We start from the raw sequence: 21,059 nt of genomic DNA, 5'->3' as shown, positions 1-21,059 counted from the left end.
ATTATATATACCCAGAACATTTCCCATTCTATAATATGAATATAACAATATAAGGAGATGTTAACTTGCGCAACAAACTCTCATATCAGCAGCCTGCCAACGGATATCCCGAATGGAACAATAATCCTGAGATTTTTCAATTGAACCGTATAGATGCCCACGCCTCCATGATGTCCTTCCCGGCAGCAGCCGACGCTCTGCAAGGGGATAAAGCGTCCTCATCCCGTTACCAGACGCTCAACGGAACATGGAAATTCGCATTTGCCGAGACACCGGATGCACGGATCAAGGACTTCTATAAGGCCGGATACGACGCTGCCGGCTGGGCAGATATCGCCGTCCCTTCCCACTGGCAGTTCCAGGGATATGATTATCCCCAATACACCAATGTACGCTATCCTTGGGAGGTATCCGAGCCGGATCTGAAGCCTCCCTTCGCTCCGACGGTATACAATCCCGTTGGCTCCTATATCCGTTCTTTTAGCGTTCCGCAGGATTGGGATGGACAGCCGGTATTCCTCAGCTTCCAGGGTGTGGAATCCGCCTTCTATGTATGGGTGAACGGCGAACTTGCCGGATACTCTGAGGATACCTTCACACCGTCAGAATTCGATATCACCGCCTACCTGCTTCCCGGCGAGAACAAGCTGGCCGTTGAAGTCTACCGCTGGTGTGATGCAAGCTGGCTGGAAGATCAGGACTTCTGGCGTCTGAGCGGAATTTTCCGCGATGTCTATCTCTACACTGCGCCTCCAGTACGGGTAGCCGACTTCTTCGTCCGCACCGAGCTGGACAAGAGCTTCACCGATGCGGAGCTGCAGGTCGACCTGACTCTGGAGAACTATTATAACCGGGTCATCGGGGCACACACCGTTGAAGTACAGCTCTACGACAGCAAGCAGCAGCCGGTATGGGCAGCGCCGGTGTCAGCCGGATTTGCTTTTGAACAAGAAGGAACTCAGCTGCTTAAGCTGTCCGCAGCCGTAAAGAACCCGCTGAAATGGAGCGCGGAGAAGCCTAACCTCTACACCCTGCTGATTTCGGTGAAGGACGATCAGGGACAGCTGCTGGAAGCGCTCAGCTGCAAGACAGGCTTCCGGACCTTCGAGATCCGGGACGGCCTGATGAAGATTAACGGCAAACGGATTGTATTCAAGGGAACGAACCGCCATGAATTCTCCTGCGATACCGGCCGTGCGCTCTCCAAGGAAGATATGATCACCGACATTAAGCTCATGAAGCTGCACAATATCAATGCCGTGCGGACCTCCCACTATCCGAATCAACCGGTATGGTACGAGCTGTGCGATGAATATGGTCTCTATGTGATTGACGAGACGAACCTGGAGACACATGGCTCCTGGCAATACGGGCAGAAGGAGCTGCATGAGGGGAACGTTCCCGGCAGCCGCCCGGAATGGCGCGCGAACGTCATTGACCGCTGTAACTCCATGATGCAGCGCGACAAGAACCACACGTCCGTCATTATCTGGTCGCTTGGCAACGAATCCTTCGGCGGCGATAACTTCCTGGCCATGTATGACCACTTGAAGCAAGCTGACCCGACCCGTCCGGTGCATTATGAAGGCACTTATCATTACAGACCTTCGGACGCGGCCAGCGATATTGAATCGACGATGTACATCAAGCCGGATGAAGTCGTGGAGTACGCTCTCAGCAATCCGAAGAAGCCGTACATTCTATGTGAATACAGCCATGCCATGGGCAACTCCTGCGGCGGCCTGCATCTGTACACGGAGCTGTTCGACAAATATGACAGCATTCAGGGCGGATTCATCTGGGACTGGGTGGATCAGGCGATCCGTACAACCACTCCTGAAGGCGTGTCTTATCTGGCTTACGGTGGGGATTTCGGAGAGAAGCCGCATGACGGCAACTTCAGCGGCAACGGGCTGCTGTTCGCGGACCGCAGCGTGACGCCTAAGCTCTACGAGGTGAAGAAATGCTATCAGAATATCACCATCACCGCACTGGATCTGAAGAGCGGGAGCTTCGAGGCCCGCAACAACTTCCTGTTCACGGATCTGGCAGACTATCAGCTGAGATGGACGCTGGCGCTGAACGGCGTAGCGGCCCAGGAAGGACAATTGCCGCTCTCCGCAGCACCTGGCGAAGCGGTCAGCTTCACGGTTCCGCTGGATTCAGCGCTGCTGGAATCTGACAAGGAAGCTGTACTTACGGTGTCGTTCGTTCAAGAGGACGCAACCGACTGGTCTGAGGCCGCGCATGAAGTTGCCTGGGAACAGTTCGTGTTAACCCCGTATATTCCGTCCCGTAACCCGGAACTTTCGGGCGGCACCCTGCAAGTGAAGGAGCAGGATGGATTCGTGAACTTCGAGGGCAACGGATTCACGCTTGCCTTCGAGACAGCAACCGGCGCGCTTGTCTCGCTGAAGTCCTCCGGGAAGGAAGCTCTGCACGCACCGGTCAGACCTAACTTCTGGAGAGCTGTAACCGACAATGATCTGGGCAACAAGCATCCTGAGCGCTGCGCGATCTGGAAGGAAGCGTCCTACGAGCGTCAGCTGGCCCGGTTCAGCTGCCGTGTGGAAGGGGGCCTCGGCTTCGTGACCGCTGACTATCTGCTGGGTACGCAGCCGCAGTCCACCCTGCGTGTTCATTACGAGATTCGTACGGATGGTTCGGTCGAGATTGTACAGGAGCTTAACCCGGGCAGCAGCACCCTGCCGGAGATCCCGGAATTCGGGATGGTCTTCGAGCTGGACAACAGCCTGGACACGATTCTCTGGTATGGCCGCGGGCCGCATGAGAACTATTGGGACCGTAAGGCCGGAGCTCCGCTGGGACTCTACACAGGCAAGGTCAGTGAGCAGTTCACGAATTATCTCCGCCCTCAGGAGTGCGGCAACAAGACCGATGTACGGTATGCTTCCGTCACCGCAGGAAGCGAAGGACACGGATTATCCGTGGAAGGGGCCGTACCGCTTGAAGTCAATGCGCTGCCTTGGTCTCCGGCAGAGCTTGAAGCCAGCGACCACGGCTACAAGCTGCCAGCCTCTGACAAGACCGTGCTGCGTGTCAATTACAAGCAAATGGGCGTGGGCGGCGATGACAGCTGGGGTGCGCCAACCCATGAACAGTTCACTTTACCTGCCAACCGTCCGTATACCTTCAAGTTCAAGCTCTCCCTGCTATAACTAGCCTTCTCCCTTAAGACAGCTCAGCACAATGTCTGTAATGAACTGAAGATAGCTTTTCATAATTACCCGGAAGGGGTTATGGAAAGCTTTTTCTTTTTTATAGATTCTACCTCCGTAATGTAAGTATTGCACTGCTCTCTAGAGAGCAAGAATAGTCGTAATACCACTTTGCTTGGCGAATCAGCACTTCCTTTGTCACCTGTGCAGGGAGCCGCCGAAGAATAACGAATTACTCATAGAAGACTACTACACTGGAGGGATTGAAATGGAAATTCTGAAAACTAAGGAAGCTGCGGAGCTGCTGTCCGTTAGCCAGACTACGATCAAACGCTGGGCGGCCATGTTCCCCGATTTCTTTCCAAAGGACCGTCTTGGACATTATACCTTCTCGGAGCAGCAAATCAGCCAGCTCAATCATATTAAAGACCGTATTAATCAGGGGGAAGCACTGGAAGGCATAGATCCGGATCTTACGAACGACAAGCTGCCAAGGGGCCCGCTGCATGAGAATCCAAGCCTATATACAGACGGTGATCCTATGAATAAAATATGGTCCCGGATCGAGTATATTGAACATGCACTGGATCAAAAAGCGAGCGAGATCGTTTCGGTACAGCTGCTCCAGCAGCGTGCAGAGCTTGAGGATATGCGAGTAATGATTAAGGAATTATCCGCATCGCTGGAAACGATGCAGAAGCCCGGCAGTCCATCCCTCTCCCCGCGTGAAGAGCTTTATCCGGTTGCCGCTGGCAGGCTGACGTCTCCACCAAGGAAGCGAGGTCTATTGCGCTCTTTTTTTCCATTCCTGTAACCCTATCTCTTTCAGCATTACAGAGATTACACTAGTGTGAACACTTCGCTAACCCAGCCCCTATATTACCCCGGTGAGGAGATATTGTATGTCAGACACCGCCGCAAGAATCCGGGATGAGATCCTTGACTCCATGACACAAAGATTCGGGTTGCATGTCACTGAAGCGGTCCAGATCGATCAGGGCTTCCTGAATCTGAAGTGGAGGCTGGACAGTGATCAAGGCCGTCTGTTCGTGAAGCAGTACAGCAAGATCCGTTACCCTGAAGCCCTCACCCTCGGACTGGAGGTCTCCTTAAGCCATCAGGATCATCTGTACCTGGAAGGCCTTCCTGTTCCGAAGCTATTTTCGCATGAGGGAAATTATGTATTGAGAACGCCTTCACAGGAACGTTATGTCCTGATGACCCTGTGTGACGGGCACAGTATTGCCCCCGGATCGGCCACGGAGCAGCAGATGTATTCGTTGGGCAGGGTGGTCGGCCGGATGCACAAGTTACTTAACGCTCAGCCTGCTTCGTTGCCGCTGTACTGGGAGGTCCGCAGTAAGGCGTCAATGGTGAGAAACTGGGAGGCACGCTATCATCAGGCCACCGCCCGGCAGAGCGAGGATACTCTATCGGCGCTTGAGCTTCAGCGGAGGATCATCGACCGGATGGACACTGGCATCTTCGCGGACTGCGAACGGGGCTGGGGGCACCGGGACCTGTTCGTGGATAATATGCTGTTCAGCGCAGATCAGGTGGCGGCGATCCTTGACTTCGACCGGCTGCATTTCGTCTACCCGGAATTCGATATAGCCCGGCCGATCCTCTCCTGCGCGTTATCTGAGGACGGAATCGGGCTGGACCGGGTACGGGCCTTCGTGACGGGCTACCGTGAATATACCCCCTTGCCCGCAAGTACACTCATCCGGTCGCTTAAATTAACCTGGTGGAAGGAAGCCGAATGGATTGCTGTGCCTCAGCAGGATGAATTCCCTCCGCTCGTCCGCTTCCGTCAGGAGAATCGTTGGATCGCGGCCAACTGGGACCGCTTGAATGATATTTTTGCCGGGATCTGAGAGATAGTCCTTAGCTCTGATACAGCCGGATGCCCGACACCGTCATTACCGCAGGCAGCGCAGCTTCATCTACCGCGACAGGGTCATACCATCCGCCAACGGCAAGATTAAGCAGCAGATAAAAGGGCTGGTCGAACGGCATCCCCGGCTCAAGCCGCCGCTCGGCGAAGCAGTGCCCGTCCACCAGCCATCTCATGGAGCCTTCCTGCCATTCCAGCGTGTAATCCCGGAATTCTTCAATCGTTCCGCGCTCTAATTCGTAAGTGAACTCTTCAACAATCTTCCGCTCGATGTCTGCACCGTAATGCAGAGTTCCGGCTATCTTCCGGGGCAGACGCCCCTTCGCCTCCAGAATATCGATCTCGCCGGAAGCCGGCCAGGGTCCATACGCCTGATCCTGCGGAAGCAGCCAGATCGCAGGCCAGATTCCCTGCCCGGCCGGCAGCTTGGCGCGCACGGTCAGCCTGCCGTAGCAGAACGCGAAATGATCTCTTGTATCGATCCGGGCCGAGGTATAAGCGAAGCTCCGCCCCTCCTGCTCTGTGACCTCACGGCGCGCACACAGCCGCAATCCCTCCTCGCCAACCGACAGATTCCCCCGCCGCCCCGTATAGAATTGCTGCTCTCCATTCCCCCAGCCCGGGAAGATCGCTTTCCCGTCATTGTCCAGCAGATCATTGCCAAGGCGGATGTTCCATAGCTTCAAATCAGCAGTTCCCCCTTGGAAATCCTGCTCCCATACCAGTCTGTTCATCGTTTGGCCCACTCCCTTCATGTATTCACAGCATACTGAATTTCCGGCCCCAGCGGGAGGAATCCAAAAAATTGGGATAGGGCCAATAATCATGGCCTTTTTTTCCGCCAGCCTTTTTCATACGATGAAGAAGGAAGGGGGTACAGTACATGTTCCACACCCGAACGGGACAAATGAAAGCGCTTCTTAGGCAGTGGCAGCTGCAGAGCATGGTGATCCCGGGCATTCTCTGGATGTTTATCTTTTGTTACATCCCCATGCTCTGGCTGATCATAGCCTTTATGGATTTCAGTATCGCGAAGCCTATGCTGGAATCTCCGTTTGTCGGGCTGAAGCATTTCCGCGATTTCCTGACAGATGACCGGTTCTGGCGCTCGATCCGCAACACCCTCGGGATGAGCAGCATCAAGCTCGTTCTCGGTTTTCCCATCCCTATTCACTTCGCCCTGCTGCTGAATGAAATCCGCAGCCTGCGGTTCAAGCGCACGGTGCAGACGATCTCCTATCTGCCCCATTTCATCGCCTGGACGATCTTCGGCGGCATCGCGCTCAACTGGCTGGACGAAGGCGGTGTCATTAACCAGCTGATGATGGCGCTGGGGCTTCAGGACCGGGATATCCTGTTTAACAGTGAGCCGCAGTACTTCTGGTGGATCACCTTCTTCACCGATACGCTGAAGGAGACCGGGTGGAGCGCGATCATCTACATAGCCGCCATTGCTGGCATTGATCCCGGGCTGTATGAAGCAGCGGAGCTGGACGGCGCGAACCGCTGGCAGCGGATGTGGCATATCACGGTGCAGAGCATCCGCCCCACGATTGCCATTCTGTTCATTCTCGCCGTCAGCGGAATACTCGGCAGCAACTTTGAGCAGATCTTCATGCTGAAGAACAACATGAACATGAAGATGGCGGAGAGTCTGGACCTCTACATCTATAACATGGGGCTGGTCTCCGGGCGCCATTCCTTCTCCACCGCCGTCCTGTTCGCCCGCTCTATTGTAGCGCTGGGACTGCTGCTGTTAGCCAATCAGAGCTCCAAGAAGCTTACGGGGGACAGTATTTTTTGAACATACATTCACTTGGAAAGGAGACAACCGATTCATGGCAAGACGCGGAAGATTCCGGCGGATTGGTGCTTTCGAGATCGGCAATACGCTCTTGATGCTGGCCGTCTGCTTCCTAACGCTGTACCCGATGTGGTTCGTGCTCGTCAATTCGCTGAATTCGCCGGAGCAGGCTTCACTCGGCACCGTCAACTGGTTCCCCTCCGAGCTGTCGCTGGCCAGCTACAGTGTGGCTTTTAACGATAAGACCTTGATGAACGGGTTCTACATCACTACAATGCGCACGTTGATCGGAACGGTGGTGCATGTGCTCTTCACCGCAATCATCGCTTACGGAATCAGCAAGACGAATCTCATCGGCCGCAAGCTCTATCTCAAAATCTCTCTGATCACCATGCTCTTCTCAGGCGGGCTCATCCCCTCCTTCATTCTCATGACCAAGCTCGGCCTGTATGACAGCTTCTGGGTGTTCATCATCCCGTCCATGTATACTTTCTTCAATATGGTTATCTTCATGAGCTTCTTCCGCACCATTCCTGACAGCCTGGAGGAGTCGGCCAAGGTTGACGGCGCTTCGGATTACGGCGTGCTATTTCGGATTGTACTGCCTAACAGCATGGCGGTTATTGCTACTATTGCGCTGTTCTCCGCCGTCTATCACTGGAATGATTATTATCAGGGTGTGATCTACATCCATTCCCAAGAGCTGCTGCCGCTGCAGACCATGCTGTACAAAATCATCGCCGAGAACTCCATGTCCTTCATGCAGCAGCAGGCTATGGCCCAATTCGGTGCCCGGCTGCCCGGCAACTCCATCAAATTCGCCTCCATGATGGTGGCTACGCTGCCGATCCTGATCTTCTACCCCTTCATTCAGCGTTATCTGGTCAAGGGCGTGATGATCGGCGCGATTAAGGGATAACCGTAGGAAGTCTAACCACACCTAACCCGAAAGGATGATTATGCTGTGAAAAGCAAACCTGTACGCCCCATCCTGGCCGCAATGATGACTGTAACCTTGGCATTAAGCATAGCCGCCTGCAGCAGCAATTCCGCCACTAAGGAGAATATACCGACGGCTGCCCCTCAGGCCGAAGCGTCAGCGGAACCGCAGACCGAGACCAAGCTGAATGCGGAGGAGCCCGCCTGGAAGCTCGATACCAGTCCGGTGGATCTCACCTGGTTCGTCGGCGCGAACTGGTATGCCCACACCTGGGGTGAGAGCCTCGCCTCCAAATATGTCACCGAGAAGACGGGCGTGAACGTCAAGCTGGAGGTCCCTTCCGGGGAAGCGAATGAGCAGGTTACGCTGATGATGACCTCCGGCAAGCTGCCTGACCTGATCAGCATGGGCTCCTGGGAGACCGCTGTCAAAAAGCTGTGGGAAGGCGATCATGTCTATGCGCTCAATGAACTGGCCGACAAGTATGATCCCTACTTCTTCAAGGTTGCCGGTGACGGCACGCTGAAGTGGTACCGACAGGAGAACGGCAACACCTACGGGGTGCCGAATGATTCCTACAGCCCTAACCTGATGCACGAGACCGGCATGACGGCGGCCAACCAGACCTTCCTGGTCCGCAAGGATCTGTACGAGGAGATGGGCAAGCCGGACCTCAGTACCCCGGAAGGCTTCCTGGGTGCGCTGCAGCTGCTGAAGGATAAGTACCCGGAGTATAAGGGCCAGCCGATCAGCCCCTTTTTCGCCCAGGGCAATGTGCCTTACGGGATGACGGAATATCTCCAGAATCTGCTGGCGGTTCCACATGAGAAGGATGGCAAAGTATATGACCGTATTACCGACCCTGATTACATCGCCTGGCTCAAAACCTTCCGCACCGCCTACGAGCGCGGACTGATTAACGTCGATTTCCTGGTCGATTCCGATACCCAGGTAGAGGAGAAAACGAACAACGCCCGCTACTTCATGATGATCCGCGAATGGACCGGCATGTCAGCGGTCAATCCGATGCTGGCGGCGGGGGCCAACCCGGACTCCTACTACATCGCGGTTGACGGGCCGCAGAATAACAAGGGCGAGAGCGCCAAGCTGTTCCCCGGCAACATGGACGGCTGGATGGTGACCATGATCAGCAAATCCACGGAGAATCCGGAGCGGGCGATCCGCTTCCTGACCTACCTCGCCAGCGAGGAGGGCCAGCGCGACCTGTTCCTCGGCAAGGAAGGCGAAACCTGGGATTCCGTGGACGGCAAGCCGCAGCTGAAGGCCGAGTTCGCCGATATGCTGGGCAGTAATATCGAGAAGCTGGAGAAGGAATACGGCATTCTGGACACTTACTGGATGATGCGTAACCCGGTCATCGTCAACCAGTGGAGACCGGAGAAAGCCCCGGTCATCAAGCAGATGGAGGACTTCGCGAATGCGCAGGCCGATATTGACAGCGGGATCTACAAAGGCCTGGACCCGCTCGGCGATTCTGATGTGGCGGTCGCCTGGTCGCGGATCTCCCAGAACTGGGAAGAGGTGCTGCCGGAGCTGATTACGGCCAAGGATGAGGCGGCTTTTGACAAGGTGTTCGAGAGCTTCCGCTCCCGCCGCGACGGCTACGGGTTCGCGCAGGTGATGGAATACCGCCAGACCGAGCTGGATGCGCGCAAGGCTAAGATGGCGGAATAACCCGCCAAAGTAATGGAGCTGTACCGGCGGCCGTGAGGCCTGCCGGTATTTCCTGCATCGGGGAGATTCTGCTTAGGGCTGCATTGCCTTATTCCCTACCAGCCTATTTGTAATCTATACTATATTACAGGGACGGGAGGGGTTACCGATGAAAAGGCTGCTGATCACAATACGAAGACTATACCGCAATGCCCCCATCTCGCAAAAGCTGTTCCTGGCCTTCAGCCTGATGATTGCCGTTCCCGCTGTTGTGGTTTCCTTCCTGTTCATCCGCAACCAGGAGAGCCAGCTGTTCAAGCAGGCCATGGCCGAAGGCAGCAATCATGTGGCCCGGCTGAACGAACGGCTGCGCAGCCGGCTTGAACTTCTTGAGAACGCTTCCGCGACCGCCCTGACCCAGAAAGGATTCGTGGATTTCATCCACTCCAATATGCGCGCAGACGGCCTTAGGCTTGTGAAGTTCAAGCAGAACCAGTACGAACAGATGCATAACATCATTCAGAGTCATGAGATGATCAGCAGTCTGAGCTTCTATGTGGATAACCCTGAGGTCTATGAGATCTGGCCGGAAATCTATCATTACTCCAAGTTCTGGCCGCAGGACTACTGGATGACGCTGCGGGATGAGGGCGGCGCGGCGTTCCGGCTGTCTGCCTTCAAGGATGGCGCGGATACGCTGTCTTATTACAGGCTGGTGCGGCTTCAGGGCCAGCAGCAGAAGCTGCCCACCATTATGGAGGTCCGTGCGAAGCACAACGTGCTGTTCAATGACCTGCTGGAGGACAGCGGGCGCGACTTCTTCACGGTAATCATGGACGGCGCGGATGCTTCCAGCAATGTGTATCTTTCGGGGCATGAGCTGCCGCAGAAAGCCGGAGCGAAGCTGGACGATATCCTTAGCCGGGTTCATGCACAATTGGACGTACTGGAGCAGAAGAGTCCCGTTACCGTCCAGTCCGGGGATCAGTCCTACTATGCGCTGTACCGTTACATCGCTCCCCTCAACGCCTATGTGGTAGACATCGCTTCCCGCCATGAGCTGACAAAAGGTCCACGCGACGGATACCTGCTGGTCATCGCGATCACCTCCTCCGTCCTGCTGCTGATGCTGCTGCTGGTATCGAGGATGACCCGGCGCATCTTCCGCCGGCTGGAGAAGGTGCTGGGCTCGATGCGCAAGGTGCGCAGGGGCCAGCTGGATGCCAAGATTGATACCGGCCTTGGCGCGAACGAAACCGGTGACGAAATTGACTATGTCGCCGTCAGCTACAACAGTATGCTGGACGAAATCCAGCAGCTGATGACACAGGTAGTAGATAAGCAGCTTATTGCCAAGAACGCGCAGCTCCACTCTCTCCATTCGCAGATCAACTCCCACTTTCTGTACAATGCGCTGGAATCTATCAGAATGCGCGCAGAGGTGGAACGGCAGCCTGCCATTGCAGGCGCACTGGTCTCGCTGGGCTCCCTGCTGCGGTACAGTATGCAGTGGCGCAGCGATACGGTCGCGCTCAGCGAGGAGCTGGCCAACATCCGCAGCTATATCCGGTTCATCAACTTCATGGAAGGCGGGAGCATTGAGCTCGCGGCAGATCTTCCGCCGGAGGTGCAGCGCTACCGCATCCCCAAGATGTGCATGCAGCCCATTGTCGAGAACGCCGTACACCATGCGGCCCCTTCCGGCGGCAGTATTCAGATCACCATTTCGGTACGGGTAGAGAATGACAGCCTGCTGCTGATCGAGATCCGCGATGACGGCGCCGGGGTAGCTCCCCGGATGCTGGACAGCCTGCAGTCTGTGCTGCGGGGCGATTCTGACACCCCGATTATCAGCAGCAGCAGAAGCGGGCTGGGGCTGGACAATGTACATAAGCGCCTGCAGCTCCATTACGGCATGGATTGCGGCCTGTGGATCAGCAGCGTTCAAGGGGAACATACCTGTGTAACCCTGAGGCTGCCCTGGGAAAATGAGAATCTTGGAGGTTGGTAGGCATGATCAATATTCTGGTGGTGGACGATCAAAAGCATATCCGCGACGGGCTGCAGGCGATGCTCTGCCAGTTCCCGCAACAGCCGGGGCATATGTACAGCGCCGCTAACGGGCTTGAAGCCCTGGAGCTTCTCCGGGCGCATAGCATCCAGCTCGTCATTACCGATATCCGCATGCCGGATATGGACGGCCTTGCGCTTATGGCGCAAAGCCGGCAGGAAGGCCTGAAGGCGGATTATCTGATCATTAGCGGATACAGCGATTTCGCCTATGCCCAGAAGGCCATTGAGCTCGGAGCCAAAGGGTACCTGCTCAAGCCTGTGAAGCGTGAAGACCTGCAGGTCTCGGTGGAGCATGTCTGGCAGGAGATCGAGACGCGCAGATTGCTCACCAGCAATATCGAGCGGCTCTCGCAGCGCGCCCGGGAGACGGACCGCAAGGAGCTGCGGATGTATATGCAAGGTGCGGCGGGCGATGAAGCGTGGATTGCCGCGACTGAGCAGCAGAACCCGGGGCTGTGGCGCAGTTACCGCCTCTGCCACCTGCGCGAGGAGCGCTGGATTAACCAGCCGGGGGCCAGCAGCAGTCACAGCATCGAAGCCGTGGCCTACCGTGTGTACGGCAGACAGAGCTGCATCTGTCTCCAGCACCGCCCCCACCTGGTCCTGGCCGTGGATGCAGCCATAGATCCGGGAGCCTTGCCTGCTGCGCTCAGTGAAGAGCAGATCGGGGCCGTCACGGCCATGACTGATCCGCACCAAGGATTAAGCACTCTGCCGGGCAGTTATACACAGGTGCTTGATCTGTACCGCCACAGCTTTCTTTTCCCGGATACGCGCTGCCTTCTGCCTCAACACATCGCGCGGCTGGAGCAGCACTGGGAGCTTCCTTATGAGGAGCTGTATGCCCTCTTCCAGTTAACCGGCACAAGTAACAGCGGCAGAATCAGCCAAGGGATCTCCAGCCTCTTCCACAAGGAGGTGCTTCAGCGCTATCACATCCGTTACACCCAGCAGCTATGCCGCGCCGTTGTCCGGATGATGGAGGATTATGAGCGTGTCATCCGTCCTTATCTGGGTGAAGAAGCGCTGGATCTGGAGTGTCTGCGCAATCTGTTCGACTATCCCGGCATCCGCGAATATATCCAGGCCTTACAGCAGCAGCTCCTGCGGCTCGACCAGTTCTATTATGAATATAAGTGCAGCTACCGCAGCTCGCAGGATCTGAATGAGGCCATCCGCTTCATCCACGAGAATTACCACAAGCCGCTGGATCTCGCGATGGTGTCCAATCATGTCTCGCTGAATTACGCCTACTTCTCCAACCAGTTCAAGAAGAATATCGGCAAGGGCTTCGCCGAATACCTGCGTGATGTGCGTCTGGGCAAAGCGCGGCGTCTGCTGGCCGAGACCGACCACAAGATCATCGAGATCGCCGCCATGGTCGGCTACGAGAGCTACAAAAGCTTCACCCGCGCCTTCCGCGAAGCCATGGACATGCAGCCGACCGAATACCGTCTGCTGATCCGCCGGAAGCCTGCCATTGAAGAAGATTACCGGGACACGGTGCTGTGAAAAAAGCTGATCCCCAGTGGGCCCGCGCGGGTAGCGCGAGCTCACTGTATGCTGTTTTCCGCATACATCTGGCTACACGCCTCGCGCCAGCCCAATGTGTTCGGTTTTTCGCATACATGCGGTCCACTCGCCTCACGCCAGCCCAATGTGTTCGTTTTCCGCATACATGCGTTCCACTCGCCTCACGCCAGCCCAATGTGTTCGGTTTTCCACATACATTTGGCCCACGCGCCCCGCATCAACCCATCACTGGCAGCAGAACCCAAAAAATTGGGTTAAAACAAAAAGGATTGTCCCTTTTAGCAGCTGACAAGTTTCGATAGAATAAAGATGTTCTCTCATATGTAAGCGGTTACCTTCACTACCATTTAATTAAAGGAGGGCAAGTATGAAGCGACTTTATACTATGCAAACGCAACCCGGTTTCAAGCAGAAGGTGCTTAGTCTGTTCCTGGTCCTGCTGCTGCTGTCCGGCATCGGCCAGCTTCCTGCTTCAGGCATTCAGCGCGCAGAGGCCGCAGGAACTACAGTTAGCTCAATGGCTTATTTCTCAGCGGCAGACGGTCCGGTCATCTCCAAATCAGGCGTCGGGCAGGCGAGCTACGGGTTCGTGATGCCGGTATTCAACGGCGGGGCTGCGTCCTGGAGCGATGTTTCGGATGATGTAGGCGTCAAAGTGAAAGTAAATGGCAATTGGGTAGACATCGACAGCGTTGGCAGCTTTGTCTACAACCAGAACTGGGGACACTGGAGCGACGGAGGCCAGAACGGCTACTGGTTTACCCTCTCGGCTACAACCGAGATCCAGCTCTACTCCAAGGCGAATAGCGGGGTTACGCTGAATTATACACTGGCTTTTCAGAACCTGAACAAGACCACCATCACCGCAATGGCACCGACCCAGGGCCCGCAGATTACAGCAGGCTTCACGGGCGGCGCAGGCTTCACCTACCCTACCTTCAATAATGATCCGGCGCTCACCTATGAAGCTGTGGCCGATGATCTGAAGGTATATGTGAAGCCGGTGAACAGCAGCACCTGGATTGACATTGATAACAATGCAGCCAGCGGCTGGATCTACGACAGCAACTTCGGCCAGTTCACCGAAGGCGGCGGCGGATACTGGTTCACCATCACCGAATCGATCAATGTGAAGCTGCAATCTAAGACCTCATCAGCCAATCTGATCTACACCCTTACCTTCAACCAGCCGGTCAGAAATTCCTATGTACTCACCGCCTATGAAGGCACAGCTTTCACTGCAGATAACAACGGATCAATTGGTTTCCCTTTGCCGAAGATTGACGGGGGTGCACCAATCGGCAGCGAGCTGAACAAATATGTGTATCAGATCAAAATCGGCGGCCAGTGGGTCGATCTGAGCAGTTCCGCCCAGAGCGGCTTCGTCTACGCAGGCAACGGCTATAATAATATGTCTGCGGCGAACCAGTGGGGCTATTGGGCAGATTATGTGTATGGATTGTGGTTCCAACCGATCCAGGAGAATATGGAGATCCGCATCGGCTATCCGTTAAACGGCCAGCAGGGCGGAAATATCGGCAGCAATTATGTGTATTATACCTTCACCGGCAATCCGAATGCCCCGCGTCCAGATGAAAGCGATCAGGAAGATATTACGTTGGGTACTCCATCAGATCCTGCCGTAGCGGGCATGAACCTGCTCTGGCAGGATGAGTTCAGCGGAACCGCACTGGATACCAGCAAGTGGAACTATGAGCAGGGTTACTATATCACCAATGACCCTAACAGCTGGGGCTGGGGGAATAACGAGCTGCAGCATTATACGAATAGTAACGAGAATGTATTTGTCCAGAACGGACAACTGAATATCCGGGCCAAGAGCGATCCGAAGTCCTTCCCGCAGGACCCGAACCGGTATGCACAATATTCCTCCGGCAAAATCAACACTAAAGACCATCTGTCCTTCCAGTACGGCCGGGTGGACATCCGTGCCAAGCTGCCGACAGGGAACGGGATCTGGCCCGCCCTGTGGATGCTTCCACAGGATGCGTCTTACGGTGCCTGGGCGGCATCCGGCGAGATTGACATTATGGAAGCCAAAGGACGGCTGCCCGGCACGACCAGCGGCGCGGTTCACTTCGGCGGACAATGGCCGGTGAATAAGTACATCGCCGGGGAGTATCACTTCCCGCAAGGTCAGACCTTTGCGAACGACTATCACGTATATTCCATGGTCTGGGAAGAAGATAACGTGAAATGGTATGTGGACGGCAAATTCTTCTTCAAGGTCAATAGAGAACAGTGGTATTCTGTAGCGGCACCGAACAACCCTAATGCTCCCTTCGACAAGCCCTTCTATCTGATTATGAATCTGGCAGTGGGCGGACATTTCGACGGCGGACTGACTCCGGCTCCGTCCGATATCCCGGCAACGATGCAGGTCGATTATGTACGGGTGTATAAGGAAGGCAGCGGCGGCGGAAATCCCGGGAACCCGGGCAATCCGGGTTCCGTTCCGGTTAGCGGCATTACCGTAACTCCGTCAACCTCCCAAGTGGAGATTGGGCAGAATGTCCAGTTAACAGCTAACGTAGCACCTTCCGGTGCGTCCAACAAACAGGTAAACTGGACTGTAGCGAACAGCAACATTGCATCAGTGAGCCAGAGCGGTCTCGTCACCGGACTGGCTACAGGCACCACTACCGTAACAGCCACAACCGCTGATGGCAGCAAAACCTCGAGCAGCAACATCACTGTAGTCTCCCCTCCGCCAACAACCATTGTGATTGGAGATCAGGTGCGCGGCTTGAAGAAAACAGGCAATAACCTGCTCTTTTATGTGAACGGCGCCACCTTTGCCGATCTGCATTACAAGATCAACGGCGGCGGCCAGCAGAACGTAGCCATGACCTCCGCAGGCAACAGCAATTACACCTACGCGGTCAATAACGTGCAGCAAGGCGATTCCGTAGAGTATTTCTTCACTTACAATCCGGGCCAAGGGGCGCTGGACACCCCCTGGAAGACTTATATACACGGGGTAACCCAAGGAACGCCGGAGTAACCGCGGGATTGCTTCAAACAGACAAGTGGCCGGATGAGCCGGCTGCTTCATACGGCCTCTATCGCAGGGGATGAGGAAGTCTTGGACTTCTTCATCCCCTGTTTTTTGCTGTATCAGGGTGAGCTTAGAACAAGCAGAATAAATTCCCGGAAACAAAATGTGACCGGATGCCGTCCTAAAGGGTGTTATAGATAAAGGAGGGCATAACCTCATGCAGCAACCCATGACCCGGCCGGGCCATCCTGTGATGAAGAGCTACGAACAATATGCAGATATGCTGTACCGGATTGCTCTGATTCATCTGGGCAGCCGCCAGGATGCCGAAGAGGCTACGCAGGACACCTTCATCAAGCTGATGGAGAAGGCTCCCGTATTCAAAGATGACGAACACCAGAAGGCCTGGCTGATCCGGGTCATCACCAATCATTGCAAGAATCTGCTGGGCAGAGGCTGGCGCAAGCGCGAGGTCAAGCTCGAAGGGGTGGAGCCGGTTACGGCCGATAACCCCGAGGAGCTGGCGGTCTTGCAGCTCGTGCTGGCACTGCCGGTGAAGTATAAGACTGTCATTCATCTGTACTATTATGAGGATTACCCTGTCCAGGAGATCAGCAGAATTCTGCAGATCAGCGAGTCTGCCGTGAAGATGAGACTTCAGCGCGGACGGCAGCTGTTAAGACTGGAGCTGGAAGGAGCAGAAGCGGAATGAAGGAAGATCAGTTTCGAACCCAATATAAGAAAGCGGTGGATACTATGAGTTCAAGCAGAGAAATGAAGCAAGGTTTTGAAGGTAAAATGGAACAAAAGCGCCGTCCGCGTAAAATGGTCTATATCGCAGCAAGCGTGTTGGTCGCCGCCGCAATCGGCTTGGCCGGACCAAGCGTGATGAAGCAGCTGGGCGGAACGTCTTCCCCGAATCAAGTAGCCCAGGTAGATCCGGGCACATCTGCGGCCGGGAATTCTGCCGGAGTCGTCATTCCCAAGATCGAGCTGCCGGATAAAAGCTCCGGTGCTGTGGCCGATATGATCGGCCTGGTCGTCTACCAGGGCAATATATATACCCAGGCGGCGATCCGCATTGAAGCAGCCGATGCGGCTGCACTGCGCGGGGAGAAGCTGGGCCGCACCACCAGCGGGATTGATGAATGGAGCGGCAAGGATGCGTATACGGAGCTGGCCTCGAACATCGGAGAGACGGATATCTATGCTGTCAAAGGATATGATTCCGGCTTCCTGGTCATGTCCTATACAGAGGTGGACGGCCAGGTGTTCGCCGAGCTGTACGAGCATACGAACGGAATTACCGTGAACAGCGGAGCCGATCTGATCGGCAAGCTGAACCTGGACGGGCGCATTGCCTCTGCCCAGTGGGAGAGCTTCGATAGCTGGAACAACGGCAAGCAGCAATACCTTCCGCTGCCGGAAGGCGCAGCGCTTAACGGCTTCCTGAGCGCGCTTAATGCCGCCAAGCCGCTGTCCGCAGACTCGCTCATGGCGCAAGGCATCTATGACAATGAGGACCGCAAGCTGGTTTACCTCGAACTTGCTGACAAAGCCCGGGTAGAGCTAACCTTGTTCGGCAAGGGACTTGTGCGCTACGGCAATGCGCCAGTATTCTTCGAGGTTGAGCCCGGTGCCTTCCAGGCGCTGTGGGATAACCTAAAGTAGTTCAAAGGCCATCCCTGCCGGGATGGCCTTAAGCTTTTACACACGAATAGAAAGTAAACCATCCTATACACCGCAGATTTATTCACCTAAGAGACAATTCCCGTGCTACCCTTCCATTTTTCCTTAATATACTCCTTGATCTGTTCCGCCAGCGCGGCCGTAGGTGTAGAAGTGGTGTCAAAAGTCGGCATCGGCGGATCATATTCCGTATCGGCATGGTCCAGCAGCCACTGCGCGAATTCCTCGTGCTGCCTGAGCATATCTTCGGTCCAGGTCGTTGCATCCTCCCGGCCCCGCAGGCGGGCATTTCGGGTGGCATCGTCACAATGCAGGTTAATAAAGTGAACTTCGCTAAACGCATCGTAAACATCACATTTCTTGGCATCCCAGGGCATCATCGTCCCGCAAATAATCGTCCCTCTCCCCGATAATGCAACCGCACGCGCGCAATGCAGCAGCACATTATACCGGTCCTGATACTCCAGCTTCTTCCCCGTGCTTCCGAAGTTATCATCATCCGTACTGAACAGCACAAATTCCGGCATCTGTTCCCTCAGCTCGTGCATCACCGTTGTCTTCCCTACACCACTGGCTCCGGTGATAATGAATAATGGTAATTGGGTTCTCATATGCTCTCGATCTTAGCCCCTTCCACGCGGTATTTCTTCTCCCATTCCGACATAGCGTTGGAATCAAGCCTGATTAGCTTGGCCGGGGTGTATTCGTTATACTCATTCAGCTCACTTTTGTCTTGTGGAAGTCGCAGTTCTTTAATTCTGCGCACCACTTCCTCATCGGTATGAATCTCCACCGACTCCTCCTCAGACACGACCTTCAGCGGAATCACCTGCTTAACACTGGTACCGGTTCCATCCCTGTCCGTGTAAGACAATTCAACCGCCAGACTATTCTCCCCGCAAGGGACTGGCTCCCGGGTGAAGATTTCAACGTACAGGTCCGTTACTGACTGCGTATCATCAATCCATATTTTCCCACTTCTGTCTTCAACAGCACCATTCAGATTCGGGGACCGGTGAAGCCCTGCCGGAAGGATTAATTGTAAGCGGGCATTCTGCACTCCGCCGGGCAGCGCGATGTGAAGCCAGAGATGATTCATTCCTTCTTCCTGCTCTATAGCAGATTTTGCAAAACGCATTTGGATCATACCTGTCCCTCCTCTTGAACTAAACGGGTGAGCGCTTCAACCATCTTCATTTTGAGCGCCGGAGTGATCCGCGGGCTAATAGAGAGAATGACATCCTCACTAACAACATGCATCTCACTCTGGAGCATCTGATCCGATTGGTAGAGCCGCAGGTTATCGCCCAGCTTCATGATTTCGTCCATCGTCAGTCCGGCTAACTTCTCTTGGGCCGAGGCCAACGTCTCGCCACTCCTGGTTAATACAAGGATCGCCCGTAAATAATGCAAATGACTATCTGTATACGCCCTCTTATTGCCCACCAGTTCCAGAGGCGGCAGCATCCCGATCTGCGTATAATACCTGACCGTCCGCAGATTCATCTGCGGATCTTCATTCTGTAACACCTCAGCCAACTGCTTAGCAGTGTACGTATGCATCGTACTCCCCTTTCTTATCCAAACAAAAAAAGTTACACTACACTGTATATGTTACAGTTTAGTGTAACTATATTGTGTTGTCAATATTCATGTTTTGACAGAGTGAAGTGGAATAATATCTCATCCTAATTCCCTTTATTAATAAATTAATTCATATTTTTATGTATAATCCTTTACATATGGATATTTCTTCTGTAATATTTAATAATATCCTAATATTTGAAATGGAGTGAGAATTTATGAATAAGAAATTGCTCCCCGGGTTATTGACTGTATCTGCCTGTTTTTCTTTAGGATCAACATCCTTTGCTTCTAGCGTTGAAACTACTCTGGCTCCCAACGCATTCCTTCCAACTAATGTTGCTCAATCCGCGCCTAATGATTATGTTCGCGATTTAACAATTGCTGTAGGTGAAACTGTTGAATTTTACCCTTATCTATGGCATTTCCTTCGGTGGGATGGCAGTTTGCTAGTAACAGAAGATGGAAGATTCATCGGTCTTTCTCCAGGATATTCGGTTGTAGCTGCTGAGATCACTCCACAAGGTGACAGATTGATATTTAAAGTAACTGTACAATAACTCCTGATATTCATAATTTATTCAATTATTAAAATCATAAAACACCCTCTCTGACCAGGGACTGTCCCCTAATGTTGGTAAGGGTGTTTTTAGCTAATAGTTTCCTGGTCGAAAGAATTTACAACAATAAATTAGGCCCATACAGCGCAGCCAACCCCCTACTTCCCTTATGATGCTATACTAGCTTTATCTGTAGGAAAAGAGGACCACAACAATGGATATACGAAAATTACAATACTTCATTGCGGTTGCGGAAGAGCTTCATTTCCATCGTGCCGCAGAGAAATTAAATATGACACAGCCTCCGTTGACCCAGCAGATTCAAGCTCTGGAACAAGAACTGGGTGTGAAGTTATTTGAACGGAATAAACGTCAAGTCCGCCTCACACCAGCGGGGTCTGTTTTTTGGGAGGAAGCCAGCCGGGTTTTAGCTCAACTGGAGCGGTCTATTCAAACTGTACGGCTGGCTAGCCAAGGCATCATTGGACATTTGAACATTGCATTCATCGGTTCAGCAGAAGGCGGAATCATGGTCGATGTACTCAAAATATTCCGGCAACGGTTTCCTCAAATACAGCTGAACCTGCTGGAGATGACTTCTGCCCAGCAATGGCAGGCGTTGCATGACGGTACCATCCATATTGGATTCATGCGCTTCATTGAGCCGGCACAGAATATTAATCATTGCAGCTTGATCAACGAAACTCTGGTTGCCGTATTGCCTGATCAACATCCGCTCGCCAAGCTGCCTGCATTGCCAGTCTCCGCTTTGCGTTCCGAGCCTTTTATCTTCTTTCCGCGTAAGCACGGTCTTCCTTTTCATGATCTGATTATGGGCTTTTGCGCTGAGCATGATGTCTACCCTCAGGTTGTACAGGAAGCCGTGCAAATGTATACCATTGTGAACCTTGTGGCAGCGAACCTGGGGGTTTCCATTGTCCCTTCTTCAGTTTCCGTCTTCCAGCGCAGCGGAGTCGTATTCAGACCCTTTGAAGACAATGTCCCGCCTGTCCCCTTCTATGCCGCCTGGAGAACGGATACGAATCAGGCCATCCTCACTGCATTTATAGAGATTTTACAAGAACATAATTCCAGGTGAAAGGTGAG

General features: G+C 54.0%; 17 protein-coding genes. 13 read left to right on the top strand and 4 right to left on the bottom strand.

Annotation, left to right across the window (positions count from 1 at the left end; translation table 11 throughout):
• Positions 1 to 65 precede the first annotated feature (65 nt).
• From MKY12_RS11040 to MKY12_RS11030, 3 genes are all read left to right on the top strand, one after another.
• Positions 66 to 3,179: a glycoside hydrolase family 2 TIM barrel-domain containing protein gene (locus tag MKY12_RS11040; protein ID WP_339313802.1), complete on the top strand. Its 3,114-nt coding sequence runs from the start codon at positions 66 to 68 to the stop codon at positions 3,177 to 3,179.
• 268 nt (positions 3,180 to 3,447) lie between these two features.
• On the top strand, positions 3,448 to 3,993 hold the full coding sequence (locus MKY12_RS11035; protein ID WP_036729788.1) for a MerR family transcriptional regulator: 546 nt from the start codon (positions 3,448 to 3,450) through the stop codon (positions 3,991 to 3,993).
• An 88-nt stretch (positions 3,994 to 4,081) separates the two neighbouring features.
• Positions 4,082 to 5,056 carry a phosphotransferase gene (locus tag MKY12_RS11030; protein ID WP_339313800.1) on the top strand — a complete coding sequence of 325 codons (975 nt, stop codon included), beginning with the start codon at positions 4,082 to 4,084 and terminating at the stop codon, positions 5,054 to 5,056.
• 10 nt (positions 5,057 to 5,066) lie between these two features.
• On the opposite strand, the gene MKY12_RS11025 is transcribed toward MKY12_RS11030, so the two are convergent.
• Positions 5,067 to 5,810 carry a glycoside hydrolase family 16 protein gene (locus MKY12_RS11025; protein WP_051478359.1) on the bottom strand — a complete coding sequence of 248 codons (744 nt, stop codon included), beginning with the start codon at positions 5,808 to 5,810 and terminating at the stop codon, positions 5,067 to 5,069.
• Between the two features lie 149 nt (positions 5,811 to 5,959).
• Here MKY12_RS11025 and MKY12_RS11020 point away from each other — a divergent pair, with 149 nt between their 5' ends.
• The 8 genes from MKY12_RS11020 to MKY12_RS10985 all read left to right on the top strand — a co-directional run bounded on the left by MKY12_RS11020 (position 5,960) and on the right by MKY12_RS10985 (position 17,790).
• Positions 5,960 to 6,880, top strand: a complete 921-nt coding sequence (locus tag MKY12_RS11020; protein WP_339313798.1) for an ABC transporter permease subunit — start codon at positions 5,960 to 5,962, stop codon at positions 6,878 to 6,880.
• A gap of 34 nt (positions 6,881 to 6,914) precedes the next feature.
• On the top strand, positions 6,915 to 7,799 hold the full coding sequence (locus MKY12_RS11015; protein WP_339313797.1) for a carbohydrate ABC transporter permease: 885 nt from the start codon (positions 6,915 to 6,917) through the stop codon (positions 7,797 to 7,799).
• 45 nt (positions 7,800 to 7,844) lie between these two features.
• On the top strand, positions 7,845 to 9,515 hold the full coding sequence (locus MKY12_RS11010) for an extracellular solute-binding protein (protein WP_339313796.1): 1,671 nt from the start codon (positions 7,845 to 7,847) through the stop codon (positions 9,513 to 9,515).
• 148 nt (positions 9,516 to 9,663) lie between these two features.
• Positions 9,664 to 11,505, top strand: coding sequence for a histidine kinase (locus tag MKY12_RS11005; protein ID WP_339313795.1), 1,842 nt, complete (start codon positions 9,664 to 9,666; stop codon positions 11,503 to 11,505).
• Between the two features lie 2 nt (positions 11,506 to 11,507).
• Positions 11,508 to 13,079 (top strand): response regulator, encoded by a 1,572-nt coding sequence (locus MKY12_RS11000; protein ID WP_339313794.1) that lies wholly within the window; start codon positions 11,508 to 11,510, stop codon positions 13,077 to 13,079.
• 388 nt (positions 13,080 to 13,467) lie between these two features.
• Complete coding sequence (locus tag MKY12_RS10995) at positions 13,468 to 16,125, top strand: family 16 glycosylhydrolase (RefSeq protein WP_339313793.1); 2,658 nt, start codon at positions 13,468 to 13,470, stop codon at positions 16,123 to 16,125.
• Between the two features lie 211 nt (positions 16,126 to 16,336).
• Positions 16,337 to 16,831 (top strand): RNA polymerase sigma factor, encoded by a 495-nt coding sequence (locus MKY12_RS10990; protein WP_339313792.1) that lies wholly within the window; start codon positions 16,337 to 16,339, stop codon positions 16,829 to 16,831.
• A gap of 62 nt (positions 16,832 to 16,893) precedes the next feature.
• Positions 16,894 to 17,790, top strand: a complete 897-nt coding sequence (locus MKY12_RS10985) for a hypothetical protein (RefSeq protein WP_339313791.1) — start codon at positions 16,894 to 16,896, stop codon at positions 17,788 to 17,790.
• Positions 17,791 to 17,876: 86 nt separating this feature from the next.
• On the opposite strand, the gene MKY12_RS10980 is transcribed toward MKY12_RS10985, so the two are convergent.
• From MKY12_RS10980 to MKY12_RS10970, 3 genes are read right to left on the bottom strand one after another with little or no spacing between them, the layout of a single operon-like run.
• Positions 17,877 to 18,419, bottom strand: a complete 543-nt coding sequence (locus MKY12_RS10980) for an AAA family ATPase (RefSeq protein ID WP_339313790.1) — start codon at positions 18,417 to 18,419, stop codon at positions 17,877 to 17,879.
• Positions 18,416 to 18,955 (bottom strand): hypothetical protein, encoded by a 540-nt coding sequence (locus MKY12_RS10975; protein ID WP_339313788.1) that lies wholly within the window; start codon positions 18,953 to 18,955, stop codon positions 18,416 to 18,418. The genes MKY12_RS10980 and MKY12_RS10975 overlap by 4 nt, the downstream gene beginning before the upstream one ends.
• Positions 18,952 to 19,371: a MerR family transcriptional regulator gene (locus MKY12_RS10970; RefSeq protein WP_339313786.1), complete on the bottom strand. Its 420-nt coding sequence runs from the start codon at positions 19,369 to 19,371 to the stop codon at positions 18,952 to 18,954. Before MKY12_RS10970 ends, MKY12_RS10975 begins: the two co-directional genes overlap by 4 nt.
• 239 nt (positions 19,372 to 19,610) lie before the next feature.
• Between MKY12_RS10970 and MKY12_RS10965 the strand changes: the two genes are divergently transcribed.
• Together MKY12_RS10965 and MKY12_RS10960 are read left to right on the top strand one after the other, a co-directional pair.
• A complete protein-coding gene (locus MKY12_RS10965) occupies positions 19,611 to 19,952 on the top strand; it encodes a hypothetical protein (protein ID WP_339313785.1) in 342 nt (113 codons plus the stop codon).
• Between the two features lie 214 nt (positions 19,953 to 20,166).
• Positions 20,167 to 21,051, top strand: coding sequence for a LysR substrate-binding domain-containing protein (locus MKY12_RS10960; protein ID WP_339313783.1), 885 nt, complete (start codon positions 20,167 to 20,169; stop codon positions 21,049 to 21,051).
• Positions 21,052 to 21,059 lie beyond the last annotated feature (8 nt).

The organism is Paenibacillus sp. FSL M7-0896, assembly GCF_037975415.1.
GTDB classification, from domain to species: Bacteria; Bacillota; Bacilli; order Paenibacillales; family Paenibacillaceae; genus Paenibacillus_AQ; species Paenibacillus_AQ silagei.
This window is presented reverse-complemented; position numbering and strand designations above follow the sequence as displayed.